Below are 17,968 nucleotides of genomic sequence, written 5' to 3'. Positions count from 1 at the left end.
GCGTGGGACACGAGGGCCTCCTGGTACGTGAAGCGGTTGAACTCAACAGCTCCACTTCACAACCGGAGGCCCTCACCTCTCAGCTGTTCACGGCCGTGTCGCCGAAACAACGTCCCTGGACATTACAGCTAGGCCGCCTCTGACCTCCGCGCCCAGGGAGGAACCGCGTTCCGTGATCTTGAAGTAACGGTCAAAACCGTTGCGGGGACGGTGGGGGCGGCTCGGAGCCGCGGTGTTCTCAGAAGTCATTCGTGAAAATCCGTAGATACTCTCATGATGGGGGGTGGTGCCTGGGTTTGAAGCCGCCGGCGTTTATTCCGTCCACGCGACGTCTCGAGTGAATCGATCAGCCGCCTGAAAAAAGATGGCGTCCCTTCTGCCCGGGGAGGGGCGAAGCGACGCCGCTACGGGTCGAGTCTAGTGCATTGAGCCCACGGTGAAATTCCTCGGAAGTCTCGCAATACCTAGCATCATAAGTTTTGTGTCGTGGGACAAAATGCAACCGTGATACAACTCGATGTGATGCAGGTAACCAAATTCAATGCTTTGAGGGGTCGTAAGTAGTGATGAGAAAGTCGTGGAGTTCCATGGTGGCGGTGACTGTTCTGGCCTTGGGCCTGACGGCGTGCGGTTCCAGCGGCGGCAGTGGGGAGGGAGCGGAGGGTTCGTCCAGCAGTGCCGCATCGGGTTCCTCGAGTGGTTCGGCGTGCGGTTCGGGAAATATGGCCCCCGGATCGTCCAAAACCGTGCACCTTACATCGGGCGGGCGCGACCGTTCCTACGTGGTGACCGTTCCGAAGGACTATTCGGCGGATACCCCCACGCCGGTCGTGATGGCATTCCATGGGCGGGGCCGGGATTCCGAGCAGATGAAGACCTTGACTGGATTCTCGGACAAGCCGGCCATCGCCGTGTATCCGCAGGGTCTCACGGGGAGTAAGGGGACCTCGTGGCAGGGCGCTAGCTACGCTTCGGATGCCGACGACGTGAAATTTACGGGAGAGGTACTGGACAAGGTCGAGTCCGACCTCTGCGTGGATACCGATCGGGTATATGCGGCGGGAATGTCGAACGGCGGCGGGTTTGCGAGCCTCTTGGCGTGTCGGATGTCGGATCGGATCGCGGCCTTCGCTTCCGTTTCGGGGGCGTATTACGGCGGAACTCGTGCCGGCTGCAACACCGCCGGAGCCGTCCCGATCATGGAATTTCACGGAACGGACGATCCCACCATGAAGTACGACGGTGGTGACGGCAAGGGCGGTGAATATATTTCCGTTCCGGAGTACATCGACGAGTGGGTTGCGCGCAATCAGTGTTCCCATGAACCCGAAGTGGATCAGCCGGTGGACGGCGTCGAACATTACTCCTTTAAGAATGACTGCAAGAACGGTTCCGAGGTTCAGCAATACCGGATTGACGGCGGTGGCCACACGTGGCCCGGTGCTCCTGAAGGAATGGGAACTGGACGCGATACCCCCAACCTCCATGCCACGGATCTGATCTGGGAGTTTTTCCAGAATCATCGGCTTTCCCAGCATCACTAGAAGGTCGTTCTCGACACGCGGTCTAGTGTTGAGGCATGACGACTTCACCGGTTTACCGCACAGTTGGCAATTCTGGGTTAGTGGTGTCCGGCGTGGGGCTGGGGTGCAATAACCTCGGCCGCGCCGGCACCCCAACCGAAACGCAAGAAGGCACAGACGCCGTGATTGAGGCGGCCGTGGACTCCGGGATCACGCTGTTTGACGTCGCCGACGTCTACGGCAAGACCCCCGGAACCTCGGAGCGAATGTTTGGGCAAGCTCTCAAGGCGTTGGGCCGTGACGCCGAGGATGTCGTCGTCGTGAGCAAATTCGGTATGGATATGCGTGGTGTCAACGGGACCGACCACGGTGCGCGGGGAGCACGACGTTATGTTCACCGTGCTTTGGACTCTTCGCTGTCCCGATTGGGCCGGGATCATATCGACCTGTACTTCTATCACACACCCGACGGGGTCACTCCGCCGGAGGAAACTCTTGCGGCCCTTGACGACGCGGTCCGTGCGGGAAAGGTGAGATATGTGGGCACGTCGAACCATGCGGGATGGCAAATTGCCGACGCCGACCATCTGGCACGGGCGAACGGTGGCACCCGCTACGTCGCCGCGGAGAATCATTACAACCTGCTGGATCGTCGCGCGGAACTTGAGGTCCTTCCCGCCGCGGAGCGATTCGGTATCGGTTTGCTACCGTATTTCCCCCTGGCCAATGGGCTGCTGACCGGCAAATATCGCCACGGTCAGGCGCCTGACGGGTCGCGGTTATCCCACTCCAAGAAGAATCTTTTGGAGTCGACGGACTGGGACCAGATCGAGAGGTTTGTGTCCTTCGCGGAAGACCGCGAGCTGACTCCGATCCAGGTCGCGTTCTCTTGGCTAGCCTCGCGGCCACAGGTTACCTCGGTGATTGCGGGTGCCACCACGCCGGAGCAGGTGCGAAGCAACGCTGTGGCAGCTTCGTGGGTTCCGACTTCGGAGGACCTCGAGGAGCTCGACCGAATCTTCCCGCCTCCGGAAAAAATCGCTCTGTTCTAAAACGAGGGCCGGCGCGACGGCACTCCGCGGAAGCTGCCGCGCCGGCCCCCGGCATGAATCACGGGCGTGCGCACGTTCTGCCCGCGAGACTGGGGCTACCGCACCCCGGCGCGCTGTGCCGCGTCGAAGAGGGTCGACGTGGCGAACTCCAGACCTTCGATGGGTCCCATCGAGGTGTCTTCGTGCTCAATGTTGACGCTGATTTCTTCACCGGTGATCTGCTCAACCTCCGCGAGGGCGCGCAAAAATTCGGCCCAGTAGGCGGCGTCGTGTCCCACGCCGACGGCGACGAAGTCCCATGCGGAATCCTTGGGCCACTCGTTGACGTACTCGTCTCCGCCCATGTTGGTCCGCTGCTCTTCCTCACCCATGCGGCGGAAACGCTCGTCGAGAACACCGTAGATTTCGGCATGTTCACGGTTGATGCGCACGTCCTTGGCCGCAGCGTGGAAGACGAGCGGCCCCAACCATCGGACGCAAGCCACGGGATCCATCTGCTGCCAGAACAAGTGAGAGGCGTCGAGTTCGACTCCGATGTTCGTCGCCCCGATGCGATCCACGAGGCGCTTGGCCGTGGGCGGATTGAAGACGAGGTTTTGCGGGTGGAGTTCTAGAGCCACCTTGACATCGTGCTCCCGGGCGAGTTCGTCAATCTCGGACCAGAAATCTGCGGCCTGGTCCCACTGCCACTCCAAAGAATCGAGGGCGTGCGAACCCCATGTGTTGACGTTCCAGGCGGGGTATTGGCCCTGGGGGTCTGAACCTGGGAGGCCGGACATCGTGACAACTCGCTTCTGCCCCAGTGCCGCAGCTGCCCGAACGGAGCGTCGAATATCGTCCGCATCATCGGGCCCGATAGCGGGGTCCGGGTTCAAGGGATTGCCGTTGCAGTTGAGGCCGAGAATCGAGAGTCCGCGGTCTTCGAAGCGTCGTCGGTAGGCGTCAGCCGCGGCGTCGCTGGCGAGGATGTCGTCCAGGGGCAGGTGAGTGGGAGGAAGGAAGCCACCGGAGTTGACTTCCAATCCGTCGAGTCCGAGGCGGGCCGTCTGCTCCAATGCCTCGTCGAGGGGTAGGTGGTGCAGGATCGCGTTGTAAACGCCCAGCTTCATGGCACATTCCTTATCTTCTCGTGGACGGGACAGGGTCCGGCGGATGCTTCACAGTTGCCCCGGTCACATCAGGCTACCGAGATTTTCGTACTTTGTCTGTACAAAACATTGACAGGACAAAGTGGTGTGGTGCACTCTGGAAGGGTCAGACGGTAGCAATCGACGACGATGCCCCTCGCCTCATCACATGTGGGGAAGCACGCAGCGATGAAACCGACCACGAGTCGCGGGAAGGACCGGCCAGTTCATGAGTTATGACTTGCTCACCATGGGAAGAATCAGCGTGGACATTTACCCCAATGACATCGGGGTTGGCCTGGGGGATGTGACGTCCTTTGGCAAGTATTTGGGAGGGTCGCCGTCAAACGTGGCGGTAGCGGCCGCCAAGCACGGGCGCAATACTGCGGTCATCACCCGCACCGGCGACGACCCGTTTGGCGAGTATCTCCACCGTGAACTGAAGCGATACGGCGTCGACGACGCCCACGTCAGCCCCGTGGCTGGTCTACAGACCCCCGCGACCTTCTGCGCGATCATGCCACCCGAGGATTTCCCGCTCTATTTCTACGGTCGCTTCCCGTCGGCGCCGGATCTGAAAATCCAGCCCGACGAGGTTGACCTCCACGCGGTCCAAGAGGCCACCGTTTTCTGGTCCACGGTGACCGGGCTGTGCCAAGACCCCAGCCGTACCGCCCAGCTGAAGGCCCACGAGGCCCGCCCACGGGAAGCGCTGAAGGAGGGGCAACACACCATCTTGGACCTCGATTACCGCCCCATGTTTTGGGACTCCATTGAGGACGCGACAGTGCAGGTCAAGGAGAACCTCAAGCACGCGACCATTGCGATTGGTAACCGCGAAGAATGCGCCGTGGCGGTCGGGGACGGCTCGCCCGAAGAGCAGGCCGACCGTCTCTTGCAGGCAGGGGTCAAGATCGCCGTCGTCAAGATGGGATCGCAGGGCGTTATGGCCAAGACGGCCGAGGAAACCGTGATTTCGGAGCCGGTCACCGTGGAGACGGTCAATGGCCTCGGCGCCGGGGACTCCTTCGGGGGTGCCTTCTGCCACGGAATTCTCTCCGGCTGGTCGCTTCAGCACGTTCTGGACTTTGCCAACGCCGCCGGAGCGATCGTCGCATCGCGCATCGCCTGTTCGGAAGATATGCCGACCACGGGCGAGGTTCTCAACCTGCTTAACGAACGAGGAAGAGGGTTTGACGCATGAGCGAGCAGCGGAATCAGGCCAGCGGCCTTCCCACGTTCGACGCTCCGGAGATCGGGTCCACGGATCCCCGGCGATACGAACAACTCACGCAGATTCGTTTGGAGGACCCGGGGGCGGTCCAACGAGCCGCCGATGCCCGAACTCGCCATCCAGGGATCAAGTACGGCGAACAGAACTTCATCGTCGCCGCGGATCACCCGGCTCGCGGGGCCCTCAAGGTGCGCAGCGATGGTCGTGCCATGGCGGATCGCCGGGGCCTGCTGGACCGGCTGCGTATTGCGCTTCAAAATCCCGCCGTCGACGGCATCTTGGCGTCCCCGGACGTTTTGGATGATCTCCTTCTCTTGGGGGCGCTCGAAGGCAAACTCGTTTTCGGTTCCTTGAATCGCGGGGGACTGTCCGGCCTGGTCAACGAGATCGACGATCGTTTCACTGCCCATACCGCCGAGGCTCTCCAGAAAATCGGCGCCGACGGCGGAAAAATGCTCACGCGTATTCATTACGGAGACCCGCACACCACCTCGGTCCTCGAATCCACCGCCCACGCGGTCGATGAACTGGCCGCTCGCGGCCTTTACGCGATGGTCGAACCCTTCATCTCTGCCACGCGCAACGGCGCGATCTTCAACGATCTCAGCACCGACGCCGTCGTGAAGTCCGTGGGAATCGCCTCCTCTCTGGGATCGACGAGTGCCTATACATGGATGAAATTGCCGGTGGTGCCGGACATGGAGCGCGTCGTCGCGGCGAGCACCCTTCCGACCGTGTTGTTGGGTGGGGATCCCACGGCTGCCCCTGACGAAATCTTTGCCACTTGGCGAGATGCCTTGGCCCTGCCGGGAGTCCAGGGGCTGACCGTTGGACGCACCTTGCTGTACCCGGAAGACGACGACGTCGCCGGAGCCGTAGCGACTGCAGCCTCCCTGCTGCGCAGCAGCCGCAACTAACGAGGATTGAAAGAGGTTTACATGACTACCCAGACCATGACCGTGGGCCAGGCCCTCGTGAAGTTTCTGTCCCAGCAGTACACCGTCGACCGTGTGGGCTCGGAGACCTACCGCGAGCGGACGATCCCCGGAATGTTCGGAATCTTTGGTCACGGAAATGTTGCCGGCGTTGGCCAGGCTCTGCGCCAGTTCCAGGGCCAAGACCCCTCGCTCATGCCGTACTTCCAGGGGCGCAACGAGCAGGCCATGGTGCATCAGGCCACCGGCTATGCACGCCACGTACGTCGGCGGGCGACCTACGCGTCCACGACCTCCATCGGCCCGGGCTCGACGAACCTGGTGACCGGGGCGGCCTTAGCGACCACCAACCGGCTTCCAGTTCTCCTGTTCCCGTCTGACGTCTTCGCGACTCGAACCACCGACCCGGTGCTTCAGCAACTGGAGCGCCCCGACGCTGGGGATATAACGGTTAACGACACTCTGCGTCCCGTCTCTCGGTATTTCGACAGGGTGTGGCGACCGGAACAGCTGTACTCGTCCCTGCTGAATGCGATGCGGGTCCTCACGGATCCCGTGGAGACGGGTGCCGTGACGATCGCCCTGCCGCAGGATGTCCAGGCCGAACGCATCGATGTTCCGGAGGAGTTCTTCCAGGAAAGGGAATGGCGCATTCGGCGGCCCGCACCTGAGGAAGAAGATCTTCGGGCGGCGATGGACGCAATCCGTTCGGCGAAGAAGCCCGTCATCATTGCCGGCGGCGGCGTGCACTACGCCTTCGCGACCGATGAGCTGCAAAAGTTCGCTGAGGCCACCGGCATTCCGGTCGCGTATACGCAGGCTGCGGTCGGCGTTCTCGACTGGGACCACCCGTTGTGCCTCGGTGCCGTGGGTTCCACGGGTTCAACCGCGTCCAACCAACTCGTTGCGGATGCGGACCTGATTATCGGAATCGGGACGCGCTATGAGGACTTCACCACGGCCTCGCGCACCGCCTTCCAGAACCCGGATGTTTCGTTCGTCAATATCAACGTCGCGGCCTTCGACGCCTACAAGCACGGCACCCAAATTCCTGTGGTCGCCGATGCACGTAAGACCCTCGTGGCGATGAATGAAGCCGTCTCGGGCATTCACGTTTCGGATGAGGTGAGCGAGAAGGTTGCCGCCGAGAAAAAGCGGTGGGACGGTATCGCGGATGCGGCCTTTGCCGAACGCTATCGCCCCGTGATGTCGCAGAACGAAATCATTGGGCGGGTTAACTCCGCGATGGACGACCGCGACGTCGTGATTTGCGCTGCCGGTTCGTTACCGGGTGACCTTCACAAGCTGTGGCGGGTCAAGGACCCGTACGGCTACCACGTGGAATACGCGTACTCCTGCATGGGGTACGAGATCGCCGGCGGACTGGGCGTCAAGAGGGCGAGCTTGCATCAACAAGATGGCCGCGACGTCGTCGTGACCGTTGGCGACGGCTCCTACCTGATGATGCACACGGAGCTGGTGACGGCGGTGGCCGAGAGGATCAAGCTCATCGTGGTGCTGATTCAGAACCACGGTTATGCATCGATCGGTGCACTCTCGGAATCCCTGGGGTCGCAACGTTTCGGTACGAAGTATCGGTACCACGACGAGGCGCAACAGTCCTTCGATTCCGGCGACACCCTGCCGATTGACCTGGCGACTAACGCCGAGTCCCTCGGTGTCCGGGTGATCCGGGTCGAGCCGGGTGAGTCCGTGGGGGAGGACCTCGAAGAAGCCATCCGCACCGCTAAGGCCGCGCCGGAAGATTCGGGCCCCATCCTGATCCACGTCGACTCGGACCCCCTCATCGACGCTCCGAGCTCGGAGTCGTGGTGGGACGTTCCCGTCGCGTCGGTCTCCGATCTGTCATCCACACAGGAGGCCTATGCCGTGTACGAAGACAAGAAATCCACACAAAAGCCTTTGCTCGGCTGATTCCACACCGTGCATCCATCATCGGACGCGACAATTGCGTTCACTCAACGTGAGGAGAAGAAAAAGTGACCACGAGCATCCAGCACTTCATCAACGGACAAGAGACACCAGGCTCCGGTGAACGCCGTCAAGAGGTTTTTAACCCCGCCACGGGCGATGTGACGGGCACCCTGCATTTGGGTGGCCAGGATGATCTGCAAGCGGCCGTCGCCGCAGCTAAAAAGGCCAGCGAATCCTGGGCGGACCTTTCCCTCGCCAAGAAGAGCGCCATCCTGTTCAAGTTCCGCGAGCTTGTCCACGCCCACACGGACGATCTGGCGCGCATCATCACCGCGGAGCACGGCAAGGTCCTGTCCGACGCCGCCGGAGAGGTGGCTCGAGGCCTTGAGGTCATCGAATTCGCATGTGGAATTTCCGAACATCTGAAGGGCGAGTACTCGGACCAGGTTTCCACCGGGTTCGACGTCTTTTCGTTCCGCCAGCCGCTGGGCGTCGTCGCCGGTATTACCCCGTTCAACTTCCCCGTCATGGTTCCGTTGTGGATGGCTCCGGTCGCAATCGCCACGGGCAACGCCTTCATTTTGAAGCCCTCCGAGCGGGATCCCTCCGCTTCATTGCTGTTGGCCAAGCTCTGGAAGGAAGCCGGTCTTCCCGATGGCGTCTTCAACGTGTTGCACGGTGACAAGGAAATGGTGGATGGGTTGCTGACCCACCCGGATGTCGACGCCATCTCGTTCGTCGGTTCCACGCCCATCGCCAAGTACGTTTACGAGACCGGAACCCAGAACGGCAAGCGCGTTCAGGCTCTTGGCGGAGCCAAGAACCACGCCGTGATCATGCCGGACGCGGATATGACGCTGGCTGCGGAGCACCTCAACGCCGCCGCCTTTGGGTCGGCAGGTCAGCGGTGCATGGCCATTTCGGTGGCCGTGGCCGTCGGAGACGCCGCCGACGAAGTGGTCTCTCGCGTCAAGGAACTCGCCCAGGGCATCAAGGTCACCGAAGGCACCGATCCCCAGGCGGATATGGGGCCCGTCATTACATCGGCTGCCAAGGAGCGCATCACCAAAATTGTGGGCGAGGCTCAGGATGCGGGTGCAGCGTTGGTGCTCGATGGTCGCGACGTGATCGTCAAGGATCACGAGAAGGGCTTCTTTGTTGGCCCGACCATTATCGACAAGGTCAAGATGGAGATGAGCGCCTACGAGGAGGAAATCTTCGGGCCTGTCCTCGTCGTCATCCGCGCTGAGTCGCTGGAAGAGGCCATCGAGATCATCAACGCCAACCCGTATGGCAACGGCACTGCCGTATTCACGTCCAACGGCGCCGTGGCTCGGACCTTCCAGCGCAAGGTACGCGTCGGCATGATCGGTGTGAACGTTCCGCTGCCGGTGCCGGTGGCTTGGCACTCCTTCGGTGGTTGGAAGAACTCGCTGTTCGGCGACCTCCACATTTACGGACCGGATGGAGTGAAGTTCTACACCCGCGGCAAGGTCGTCACTCAGCGTTGGCCCGAGCCGAAGGCTGTCTCGGGAGCGTCCTTCAACTTCCCCTCCAGCTCGGACGACTAACGAACCGGGGTCTTGCCCCGGGCCCGCGGCCGGTGACGGCCGCACCCAAAGCTCGGGCGCCGTCCACGTGATGACGCCCGAGCATCCCAAATTTCTACATAACTCTTTCAACGGCGAAAGCGAGTCCCACAATGGCCGATACTACTCACGACTCAAACCTCATCATCGGCACTGCCCCGGATTCCTGGGGCGTGTGGTTTCCTGACGACGAACAGCAGACCCCTTGGCAGCGCTTCCTCGACGAAGTCGTGGAAGCCGGCTACCGCTGGATTGAGCTCGGGCCTTATGGATACCTCCCGACCGATCCGCAAACCTTGGCCAAAGAGCTGAAGGACCGGGACTTGCAGATCAGTGCCGGCACGGTTTTCACGGCGTTCCACCGAGGGGCCGACCAATGGGACGAGGCTTGGGAACCCGCTCGTCGTGTCGCTGAATTGACCGCTGAAATGGGTGGAAAGCACGTCGTCGTCATCCCGGCGCTGTGGCGTGACGATAAGACAGGCAAGGCCCTCGAAGACCGTACCCTCACCGACGAACAGTGGGAGTCTCTCGCGACGGGTCACAACAAGCTGGGTGAGCGTCTCCAGAGCGAATTTGGCCTGTTCCAGCAATTCCACTCGCATGCCGATTCCCACGTCGAAACGATGGAACAGATCGAGAAGTTCTTGGCCCGCACCGACCCCAAGCTCGTGACGCTGTGCCTCGACACGGGACACGCTGAGTACGGCGGTGCGTCGTCGGTTGAACTCATCGAGAAGTATCCCGAACGCATCGGATACCTGCATCTGAAGCAGGTGCATCCGGATATCTTGGCGCGTGTTCGAGCCGAAGACATGACCTTCAAGGACGCCACGGCGAGCGGTGTCATGTGTGAGCCGCCCCAGGGCTTGCCCGACCTTCGAGCGGTCATCGAAGCCGCCGAGGCACTGGGCCGTCCCCTCTTCGGCATCGTGGAACAAGACATGTACCCGCTCCAGGACTTCGATGTTCCGTTGCCGATTGCGACCCGCACCTGCAAATACCTGTTGGGCTGCGGTTCGCGCACCACGGTCGCCTAACCTCCACTTACTGTCACGACTGCAGCGCTGAAAGGAAGCCTGACCATGACACAACCATTGAAAGTTGCCGTCGTCGGAGCCGGCCGCATGGGTTCCGACCACATTATTCGTCTGCGTGACCGCATGAAGAACGTGCGTGTCACGGCGGTGATTGACATCGACCAGCCCAAGGCCGAAGCCGCCCTGGAAGGAATTGAAGGAGCTCGGGTCTACACCGACTTTACGGAGGCTCTCGACTCCGGAAACGTCGATGCCGTGATGGTGGCGACGCCAGGTTTCCTTCATGAACAGGTGCTCTTGCCAGCGCTCAGCCGGGGGTTCAAGGTCTTTTGCGAAAAGCCGCTGACGCCCGATTCCGAGTCGGCGTGGCGCATCGTGGAAGCCGAGGCGGCAATGGGCCGCAAGCTGGTCCAGGTGGGCTTCATGCGCCGGTTCGACGAGGGCTACCGTCGCATCCGGTCGGCCGTCCAGTCGGGTGAACACGGCGAACTATTGGCGCTGGACTGCGAGCACATCAACCCAAACGTCCCGGATTCCTACACGGGTCGCAATTTGATTGATGACACCGTGGTCCACGAGTTCGACGTCGTGCGGTACCTGACCGGGGAAGAAATCACCACGGTTCAGGTCCGCACGGGTAAAAACTCCAGTGCTGCTAAAGAAGGCTTGGTGGATCCGGCGCAGGTTCTCGCGGATACCGAAGGCGGTGTCAGGGTCTCGGTCAACACCCACGTCACTGCCGGATACGGATACGCGGTATCGACGAGAGCCACCTTCGAAAAAAATCATCTCCAAGAGGGCGTCGACCACGTAACCCCTGGGTTCGAGGAACGGTTCGTCGATGCCTACGACACCGAGGTGCAGGAATGGATTGATGACTGCCTGAGTGGCGAATTGAATGGCCCCGATGCATGGGACGGCTACGCGGCAGCTGCGTGTTGCGAGGCCGGATTGCGTGCCATCGAGAACCCCGGAACGTCAGTCGACGTGGTGCTGAACGAGAAGCCCGACTTGTACCGGTAGGCCATTCGCAGAAACGGCAAAAAATTTGAAATCCCTATAGGCAAGACCCATATTTGTGCATATGATAGGACAAATAGGGAAGCGCCCCTGAATCGGGGCCTGTTCGGGAAACCGGCAGGCCCCATTTTCAGACCAACTTTCCATTGCGATGCAAATCACATGACTGGACGTGTGCTCCACCAACTGAGTAGGGAGACTCTGTGAAATACGCTCTAGATCCCACACCTTTCCATTCCACACATTCGCTTCTTGAATTCCCGCGGGTGGTCAAAGATCTGGGGTACGACTATCTCCAGATGACTCCCCATCCGGATTTCATCCCCTTCTTTCGCCACCCCAAGGCCGACGACGAACTGGTCGCGCAGTTGGCGAAGGCCTGCCGCGACGCTGACGTGGAGATCGCGTCGGTCTTGCCGGTTATGCGTTGGTCATCCCCCGATCCGGACGCTCGCGAGGCGGCGGTGCGGCACTGGAAACGCATCATCCAGATCGCCGTGGACCTCGGGGTGCAACAGCTCAATACGGAGTTCTCCGGAAGGCCGGAACTTGCCGAAGAATCCGAACGTGCTTTTTACCGCTCGATGGAGGAACTGCTCCCGATCATCGAGCGAGAGGACCTCCATGTCGCCATCGACCCCCACCCTGACGATTTTGTCGAGCAGGGGCTCGAGGCATGGCGGGTAATCCGCGGGGTGAACTCCAAGAATCTTGGAATGGTTTACGTTGCTTGCCACACCTTTCATATGGAAGATGAACCGCTCGACATCATGCGAGCTGCAGGCGACCGACTCAGAGTCGTCCACGTTGCGGATACCATGGATCACCATCGATCCAATGGCCTCAGGTACATCACCAATCCTCCCGGGAGTCCCGCGCGCGTCCACCAGCACCTAAAGATCGGTGATGGCGACGTCAACTGGGAGGAATTCTTTGGGGGACTGAATGAGATCGGATTCTTGGATTCCGAGGAGACCGTCATGGTTTCGAGCGTTTTCGCAGAGAATGAAGACGCCGCCAAAGTTTCCCGCTATCAACTCGACACGATGAGGAAGAGGGTTGAAGCGGTTCGCCGGGGTTAAAGAAGACCCCACCACCCATCACCTGTAGTTCATTGAGCGTGGGATTGGATGTCCCTCGCCTGTTGATAAAGGAGTCATCATGAGCGCCGTCACACCGGAGAGACCTTCGACGTCTCTCCCTCCCCTGACCGATGGGCCCCACAAGAAGCGATTGGGCGTCGTCGCCTTGGTCGCGACCTTCGGTGGTCTGTTGTTCGGTTACGACACTGGCGTGATCAATGGTGCGCTGGAGCCGATGAGCGAGACTCTCGGCTTGACCGCTGATACCCAGGGTCTCGTTACGAGTACCTTGCTGGTTGGCGCTGCCGTCGGCGCGGTGAGCATTGGAAAGCTCTCCGACGCGTGGGGCCGCCGAAAGACCATTCTTCTGTTGGCCGTACTTTTCTTCTTGGGCACGCTGGTGTGCGTCTTTGCACCTGAGCTGTTCACGTTGCTCGTGGGTCGTTTCTTGCTGGGCCTTGCCGTGGGCGGCGCCTCCGCTGTGGTTCCCGTGTTCCTCGCCGAGCTGGCACCATTCGAAATCCGAGGCTCGCTCTCGGGCCGGAATGAAATGATGATCGTCGTCGGCCAGTTGGCCGCGTTCGTGGTCAACGCTATTCTCGGAAACACTCTGGGTCACCTGGACCACGTCTGGCGCATCATGCTGGCCGTGTGTGCTCTTCCCGCGATCTTCCTGTTCATCGGAATGTTGCGGATGCCTGAATCGCCGCGCTGGTTGATCACCCAAGGTCGTCGCGACGAAGCCCTCACGGTCCTCAAGACGATCCGCTCCGAGGAGCGCGCGATCGCCGAGATCGAGGACGTCGAGCAGGTCAACAAGCTCGAAGAGAAAAAGCATGAGTCCGGTCTGTCGGCCGTTTTCAAGAATAAGTGGCTGTTGCGCATCCTCTTGGTGGGTGTTGCGGTCGCGGTATTCCAGCAGTTCACGGGCATCAACTCGATCATGTACTACGGTTCGATCGTTCTGGAGCAGTCCGGCTTCGCCGCGAACGCCGCGTTGATCGCTAACATCGCGCCGGGTGTGATCGCCGTGATCGGTGCGTTCATCGCATTGTGGATGATGGAAAAGGTCAACCGGCGCACCACGATCATCACCGGCTACTCGCTCGTGACCATCTTCCACGTGTTGATCGGCATTGCGTCCATGACGATTCCCGAGGACAGCGCCATTCGACCCTTCATCATCCTGATCCTGGTGGTCGGGTTCGTGGGATCGATGCAGACCTTCCTCAACGTGGCCACCTGGGTGCTGCTCTCCGAAATCTTCCCGCTTCACATGCGTGCGGTCGGAATGGGCTTCACCGTGTTCTGCCTGTGGATCGCCAACGCCTTCGTGAGCTACATGTTCCCGGTGGTGCTTAACGCGGTTGGCCTGACCGGATCCTTCTTCGGATTCGCCGTCATCAACGCCATCGCCGTCCTGGTTATGTACCGGTTCCTCCCCGAAACTCGAGGCCGCACCCTCGAGTCGGTCGAAGAAGATGTCACCACCGGTGCGATCTTCCAGGTTGGACGCAAGAAGTAACGCAGCGACGCGCAGGATGGTCTCTTCAGCCGGCCATTCTTGGGGGTATCGCTGAGGATATGAACGGGGCCGCTCGCACGTCGCGAGCGGCCCCGTTTGCGTGTGGCTCAGCAACCGGGATTCGCGAAGTCGGGCTAGTCCTCGTCCACGGGATCTGCCATGGCGAATTGCGCCTTATACAGCTCGTAGTAAGCGCCGCGGCGGGACATGAGCTCCGTGTGATGACCTTGTTCCACGATCTGGCCGTCGTTCATCACGAGGATCGTGTCGGCGTCACGAATGGTTGAGAGCCGATGGGCGATCACAAAGGACGTTCGGGAAGCTCGAAGTGCAGACATCGCCTTTTGCACCAACACCTCGGTGCGAGTGTCCACGGAGGACGTGGCCTCGTCCAGAATCAGGACGGAAGGGTTCGCGATGAAGGCCCTAGCAATTGTGATGAGCTGGCGTTCACCCGCAGAAACAGTGCCACCCTCTTGATCGATCACCGTCTCGTAGCCTTCCGGTAAGGCATGGACGAATCGATCCACGTACGTGGCTTTGGCCGCCTCGAGCACTTCGTCATCGGACGCGTCCAAACGCCCATACCGAATATTTTCCCGGATGGTTCCCTCGAAGAGGACCGCGTCCTGAAGCACTATTCCGGTGGCCGAGCGAAGTTGGCGACGGCTCATGTTTCGAACATCCGTCCCGTCAAGGGTGAGCGAACCAGAGTCGATCTCGTAGAACCGCATCATGAGGTTGACCAGCGTGGTTTTGCCTGCGCCCGTGGGTCCGACAATCGCCACCGTTTGCCCTGGCGTGGCGAGAAGACTCAGGTCCTTAATGAGCGGGGTTTCAGGCGTGTAGGAGAAATTCACGCTGGAAAACTCGATGCGCCCAGCGGCTCGCTTTCCGGAGGAAGCCTTTTCATGATCCGAGGGGGAATCCGGCAACTGCTCAGGCTCATCCAACAGTTCGTAGACGCGTTCCGCACTGGCGACGCCGGACTGCAGCATATTGGCCATTCCCGCGATTTCGCCGAGCGGCTGATTGAATTCGCGGGAGTACTGGATGAACGCGGTTGCGCCGCCAAGGCTGAGCTGTCCGCTGGCGACCTTGAGCCCTCCCAAGACGGCAATGCCCACATACCCGAGGTAGGAGACAAACTGCATGATGGGCATGATCGTGCCCGAAAGAAACTGAGCGCGAAAAGACGCCTCAAACACGCGTTCGTTGTGCTCCCGGAAGGTCCGGGTCATGTCGTCTGAGCGTCCGTACACCGATACGAGGTCGTGCCCCGTGAAAGATTCCTCGATATGCCCGTTCAGTTCACCGGTGGACTTCCACTGCGCAGCGAAAAGCTTCTGACTGCGTTGACCGATCGCGCCAACCACCACAGCCGAGATGGGGATAGCCAGGAGCGCGACCAAAGCCAACTGCCACGAGAGCACGAACATCATCACGGCCACGCCCACGACCATGAGGATCGCATGAACCAGGGCCGCCAGCGCTTGTTGTAGCGCCTGCTGAACGTTGTCGACGTCGTTGGTGGTACGGGACAGCATGTCGCCACGTGTGTGAGTGTCGAAGTAGCTGAGCGGCAGAGCGTTGAGTTTATCTTCGACCCGGGAGCGCATGTCGTAGACCACGTGCATCACGAGGTCGTTGAGCATGCGTTCCTGAATCCAGAAGAACAACCCTGAGAGGACGTACATGCTCAGCACGAGTAACAACGATGCCCCAAGCTCACCGAAATCGATGCCGTGACCGGGGACGAAATGCACGCCCGTTAACATGTCTGCCATCTGGTGGTCGCCTTTGGCCCGCATGCCGGCGATCACGGCGTCGGGGCTGGCGTCGGCGGGCATCTGCGCCCCGATGATTCCGGCGAAAATGAGGTCGATACCGTGGCCCAGAACCCGTGGCGCGATAACGTTCAACGCCACCGATGCGACAAGCAACACCGTCATGATGACCACGTGCCCTGGGCGGCGGCCCAATTCCCGGATGATTCTGAGGGTCGTGGGCCAGAAGGCTTTGGCGGGTCCAGGCTGAGCGCCTTCGGGAAACTCACTCATGAGGCTTCCTCCGCCGAGAGCTGGGATTCGACGATTTCTTGATAGGTTTCCGAGCTGGCCAGTAACTCGTCGTGGGTACCCCGTGCGACGATGCGGCCGGCATCGAGAACGAGGATCTGATCGGCCCCAGTCACGGTCGAGACGCGTTGTGCCACGACAATCACGGTCGCGTCTCGTGTGGCGGGTGCTAGAGCGCTCCGCAGGCGAGCATCGGTCGAGACATCCAGGGCGGAGAAGGAATCGTCGAAAAGGTAAATCACCGGCCGTGATGCGACGGCGCGGGCGATACAGAGGCGTTGACGCTGGCCTCCGGAAACGTTCGTGCCTCCTTGCGCGATCTCGGATTCCAACCCCCTCGCGGGATTTTCCTCGCTGCCGGTATTCCGATGCCGAACGAAATCTTCGGCCTGCGAGATGCGAAGGGCGTCCCACAGCTCCTCGTCGGTTGCCTCTGGGTTGCCGAAGCGCAGGTTGGAACCGACGGTGCCCGAGAACAGATACGGCTTTTGAGGCACGATTGCCACACGTTGGGTGATATCGGCCGCGGCCAGGTCTCGAACATTCACACCGTCGAGGAGAACTTCTCCGCGCGTGACGTCGTGTAGGCGCGGGATGAGGTGCACAGCCGTCGTCTTGCCGGAGCCGGTGGACCCGATGATGGCCGTGGTAGTTCCTGGTTCGGCACGGAAACTGATGCCTGAGAGCACGGGGTCGTCCGCACCGGGATAGTGGAACTCGACATCGCGAAACTCGACGACGCCGTGACACCGGTCGGGAATAACGGTCCGATCAGCGGGATGAACGGCGGGTACGGTTTCGAGCACCTGTCCGATGCGACGAGCACAGATCATGGCTCGTGGAAACATCATGGCCGCGAACGAACCCATCATGACGGCCAGCAAGATCTGCATGAGGTACTGGAGGAACGCGGTCAGGGAACCAACCTCCATGTGTCCGGCGTCGACCCGGTGCCCACCAAACCAGAGAACGGCGACTTCGGCTCCGTGAAGCAGGATCGTCAGAATGGGCCCCATGAGAACGAAGATGCGTCCGATCTTCACGGAGATGTCGGTGATCTCGCGGTTGGCTACGTCAAACCGTTGCGTTTCAAAGGGTTCTCGCACGAAGGCTCGGATGACGCGAATGCCCATGATCTGTTCGCGAAGCACGCCGTTGACGGCATCGACCTTGTCTTGCATGACCGTGAACTGAGGGATCAGCTTGCGAACGAGGACCGACATGATGCCGACGACGAGTGGAGCGGCCACCACCACAAGCCAGGACAAGCCGACGTCTTCCTGAAGGGACATGATGATCCCGCCGATCACCATCAACGGCAGCGTGACCATGAAATTCATGACCATGACGACCAACATCTGCACTTGTTGGACGTCGTTGGTTCCACGGGTGATGAGGGTCGGCGCACCGTATTCGGAGATTTCCTGGGTGCCGAATCTGTCCACGGAGGCATACACGGCAGCTCGGAGGTCCCGGCCTATAGCCATTGCGGTTTTTGCCCCGAAGTACACCGCCACGATGGCCGAAATAATCTGGGCGAGCGCTACGAGGAGCATGAGCCCGCCCGTGCGCCAGATGAAGTCGGTATCACCCGTGGCCACGCCGTCGTCAATGATGCGCGCGTTAAGACTTGGTAAGTACAGGATGGCCAACATCGAAATGAGCTGGAGGAGCACGACAATAACGATGTGACGTCGATAAGGTTTTGAAAAATGTCGAAGCACTGTAAAGAGCATGGGCCACCTGGGGTCCTGGGGCTAGATGATCGTGTTCGGGGTCGAAACACAGCGTGGTTCCAGGAGACCAGCATTTCTTGGCCCGGTCAAGA

13 protein-coding genes are annotated in these 17,968 nt (G+C 60.6%); 10 read left to right on the top strand and 3 right to left on the bottom strand.

Annotation, left to right across the window (positions count from 1 at the left end):
- Positions 1–587: 587 nt before the first annotated feature.
- Positions 588–1,544 (top strand): alpha/beta hydrolase family esterase, encoded by a 957-nt coding sequence (locus D8M21_RS09075; protein ID WP_048681611.1) that lies wholly within the window; start codon positions 588–590, stop codon positions 1,542–1,544.
- Positions 1,545–1,579: 35 nt separating this feature from the next.
- Positions 1,580–2,575: an aldo/keto reductase gene (locus tag D8M21_RS09070; protein WP_048681608.1), complete on the top strand. Its 996-nt coding sequence runs from the start codon at positions 1,580–1,582 to the stop codon at positions 2,573–2,575.
- 95 nt (positions 2,576–2,670) lie between these two features.
- Here the strand turns inward: D8M21_RS09070 and D8M21_RS09065 are convergent, their stop codons facing one another.
- The gene (locus D8M21_RS09065) at positions 2,671–3,684 is read right to left on the bottom strand and encodes a sugar phosphate isomerase/epimerase family protein (protein ID WP_048681606.1); all 1,014 of its coding nucleotides are present in this window, start codon (positions 3,682–3,684) and stop codon (positions 2,671–2,673) included.
- 247 nt (positions 3,685–3,931) lie between these two features.
- Here D8M21_RS09065 and iolC point away from each other — a divergent pair, with 247 nt between their 5' ends.
- From iolC to D8M21_RS09025, 8 genes are all read left to right on the top strand, one after another.
- Positions 3,932–4,906 carry a 5-dehydro-2-deoxygluconokinase gene (iolC, locus tag D8M21_RS09060; RefSeq protein ID WP_048681603.1) on the top strand — a complete coding sequence of 325 codons (975 nt, stop codon included), beginning with the start codon at positions 3,932–3,934 and terminating at the stop codon, positions 4,904–4,906.
- Positions 4,903–5,853 (top strand): Cgl0159 family (beta/alpha)8-fold protein, encoded by a 951-nt coding sequence (locus tag D8M21_RS09055; protein ID WP_238651243.1) that lies wholly within the window; start codon positions 4,903–4,905, stop codon positions 5,851–5,853. The genes iolC and D8M21_RS09055 overlap by 4 nt, the downstream gene beginning before the upstream one ends.
- A 36-nt stretch (positions 5,854–5,889) precedes the next feature.
- The gene (gene iolD, locus D8M21_RS09050; RefSeq protein WP_048681693.1) at positions 5,890–7,806 is read left to right on the top strand and encodes a 3D-(3,5/4)-trihydroxycyclohexane-1,2-dione acylhydrolase (decyclizing); all 1,917 of its coding nucleotides are present in this window, start codon (positions 5,890–5,892) and stop codon (positions 7,804–7,806) included.
- Between the two features lie 65 nt (positions 7,807–7,871).
- A complete protein-coding gene (locus D8M21_RS09045; protein ID WP_048681600.1) occupies positions 7,872–9,377 on the top strand; it encodes a CoA-acylating methylmalonate-semialdehyde dehydrogenase in 1,506 nt (501 codons plus the stop codon).
- A gap of 131 nt (positions 9,378–9,508) precedes the next feature.
- Complete coding sequence (locus D8M21_RS09040; protein WP_048681598.1) at positions 9,509–10,435, top strand: sugar phosphate isomerase/epimerase family protein; 927 nt, start codon at positions 9,509–9,511, stop codon at positions 10,433–10,435.
- A 45-nt stretch (positions 10,436–10,480) separates the two neighbouring features.
- The gene (locus D8M21_RS09035) at positions 10,481–11,458 is read left to right on the top strand and encodes a Gfo/Idh/MocA family protein (RefSeq protein WP_048681595.1); all 978 of its coding nucleotides are present in this window, start codon (positions 10,481–10,483) and stop codon (positions 11,456–11,458) included.
- A gap of 200 nt (positions 11,459–11,658) precedes the next feature.
- Positions 11,659–12,537 (top strand): sugar phosphate isomerase/epimerase family protein, encoded by an 879-nt coding sequence (locus D8M21_RS09030; RefSeq protein WP_048681592.1) that lies wholly within the window; start codon positions 11,659–11,661, stop codon positions 12,535–12,537.
- A gap of 79 nt (positions 12,538–12,616) precedes the next feature.
- Positions 12,617–14,062 (top strand): sugar porter family MFS transporter, encoded by a 1,446-nt coding sequence (locus D8M21_RS09025; protein WP_048681589.1) that lies wholly within the window; start codon positions 12,617–12,619, stop codon positions 14,060–14,062.
- 134 nt (positions 14,063–14,196) lie between these two features.
- On the opposite strand, the gene D8M21_RS09020 is transcribed toward D8M21_RS09025, so the two are convergent.
- Together D8M21_RS09020 and D8M21_RS09015 are read right to left on the bottom strand one after the other, a co-directional pair.
- On the bottom strand, positions 14,197–16,122 hold the full coding sequence (locus D8M21_RS09020) for an ABC transporter ATP-binding protein (protein ID WP_048681586.1): 1,926 nt from the start codon (positions 16,120–16,122) through the stop codon (positions 14,197–14,199).
- Positions 16,119–17,876 carry an ABC transporter ATP-binding protein gene (locus D8M21_RS09015; RefSeq protein ID WP_048681583.1) on the bottom strand — a complete coding sequence of 586 codons (1,758 nt, stop codon included), beginning with the start codon at positions 17,874–17,876 and terminating at the stop codon, positions 16,119–16,121. Before D8M21_RS09015 ends, D8M21_RS09020 begins: the two co-directional genes overlap by 4 nt.
- Positions 17,877–17,968: the final 92 nt, after the last annotated feature.

It is taken from the genome of Kocuria sp. HSID16901 (assembly GCF_003989425.1).
Lineage (GTDB): Bacteria > Actinomycetota > Actinomycetes > Actinomycetales > Micrococcaceae > Rothia > Rothia massiliensis.
Note: the sequence above shows the minus strand (reverse complement) of the source record. Positions and strands in the feature narration are given on the sequence as shown.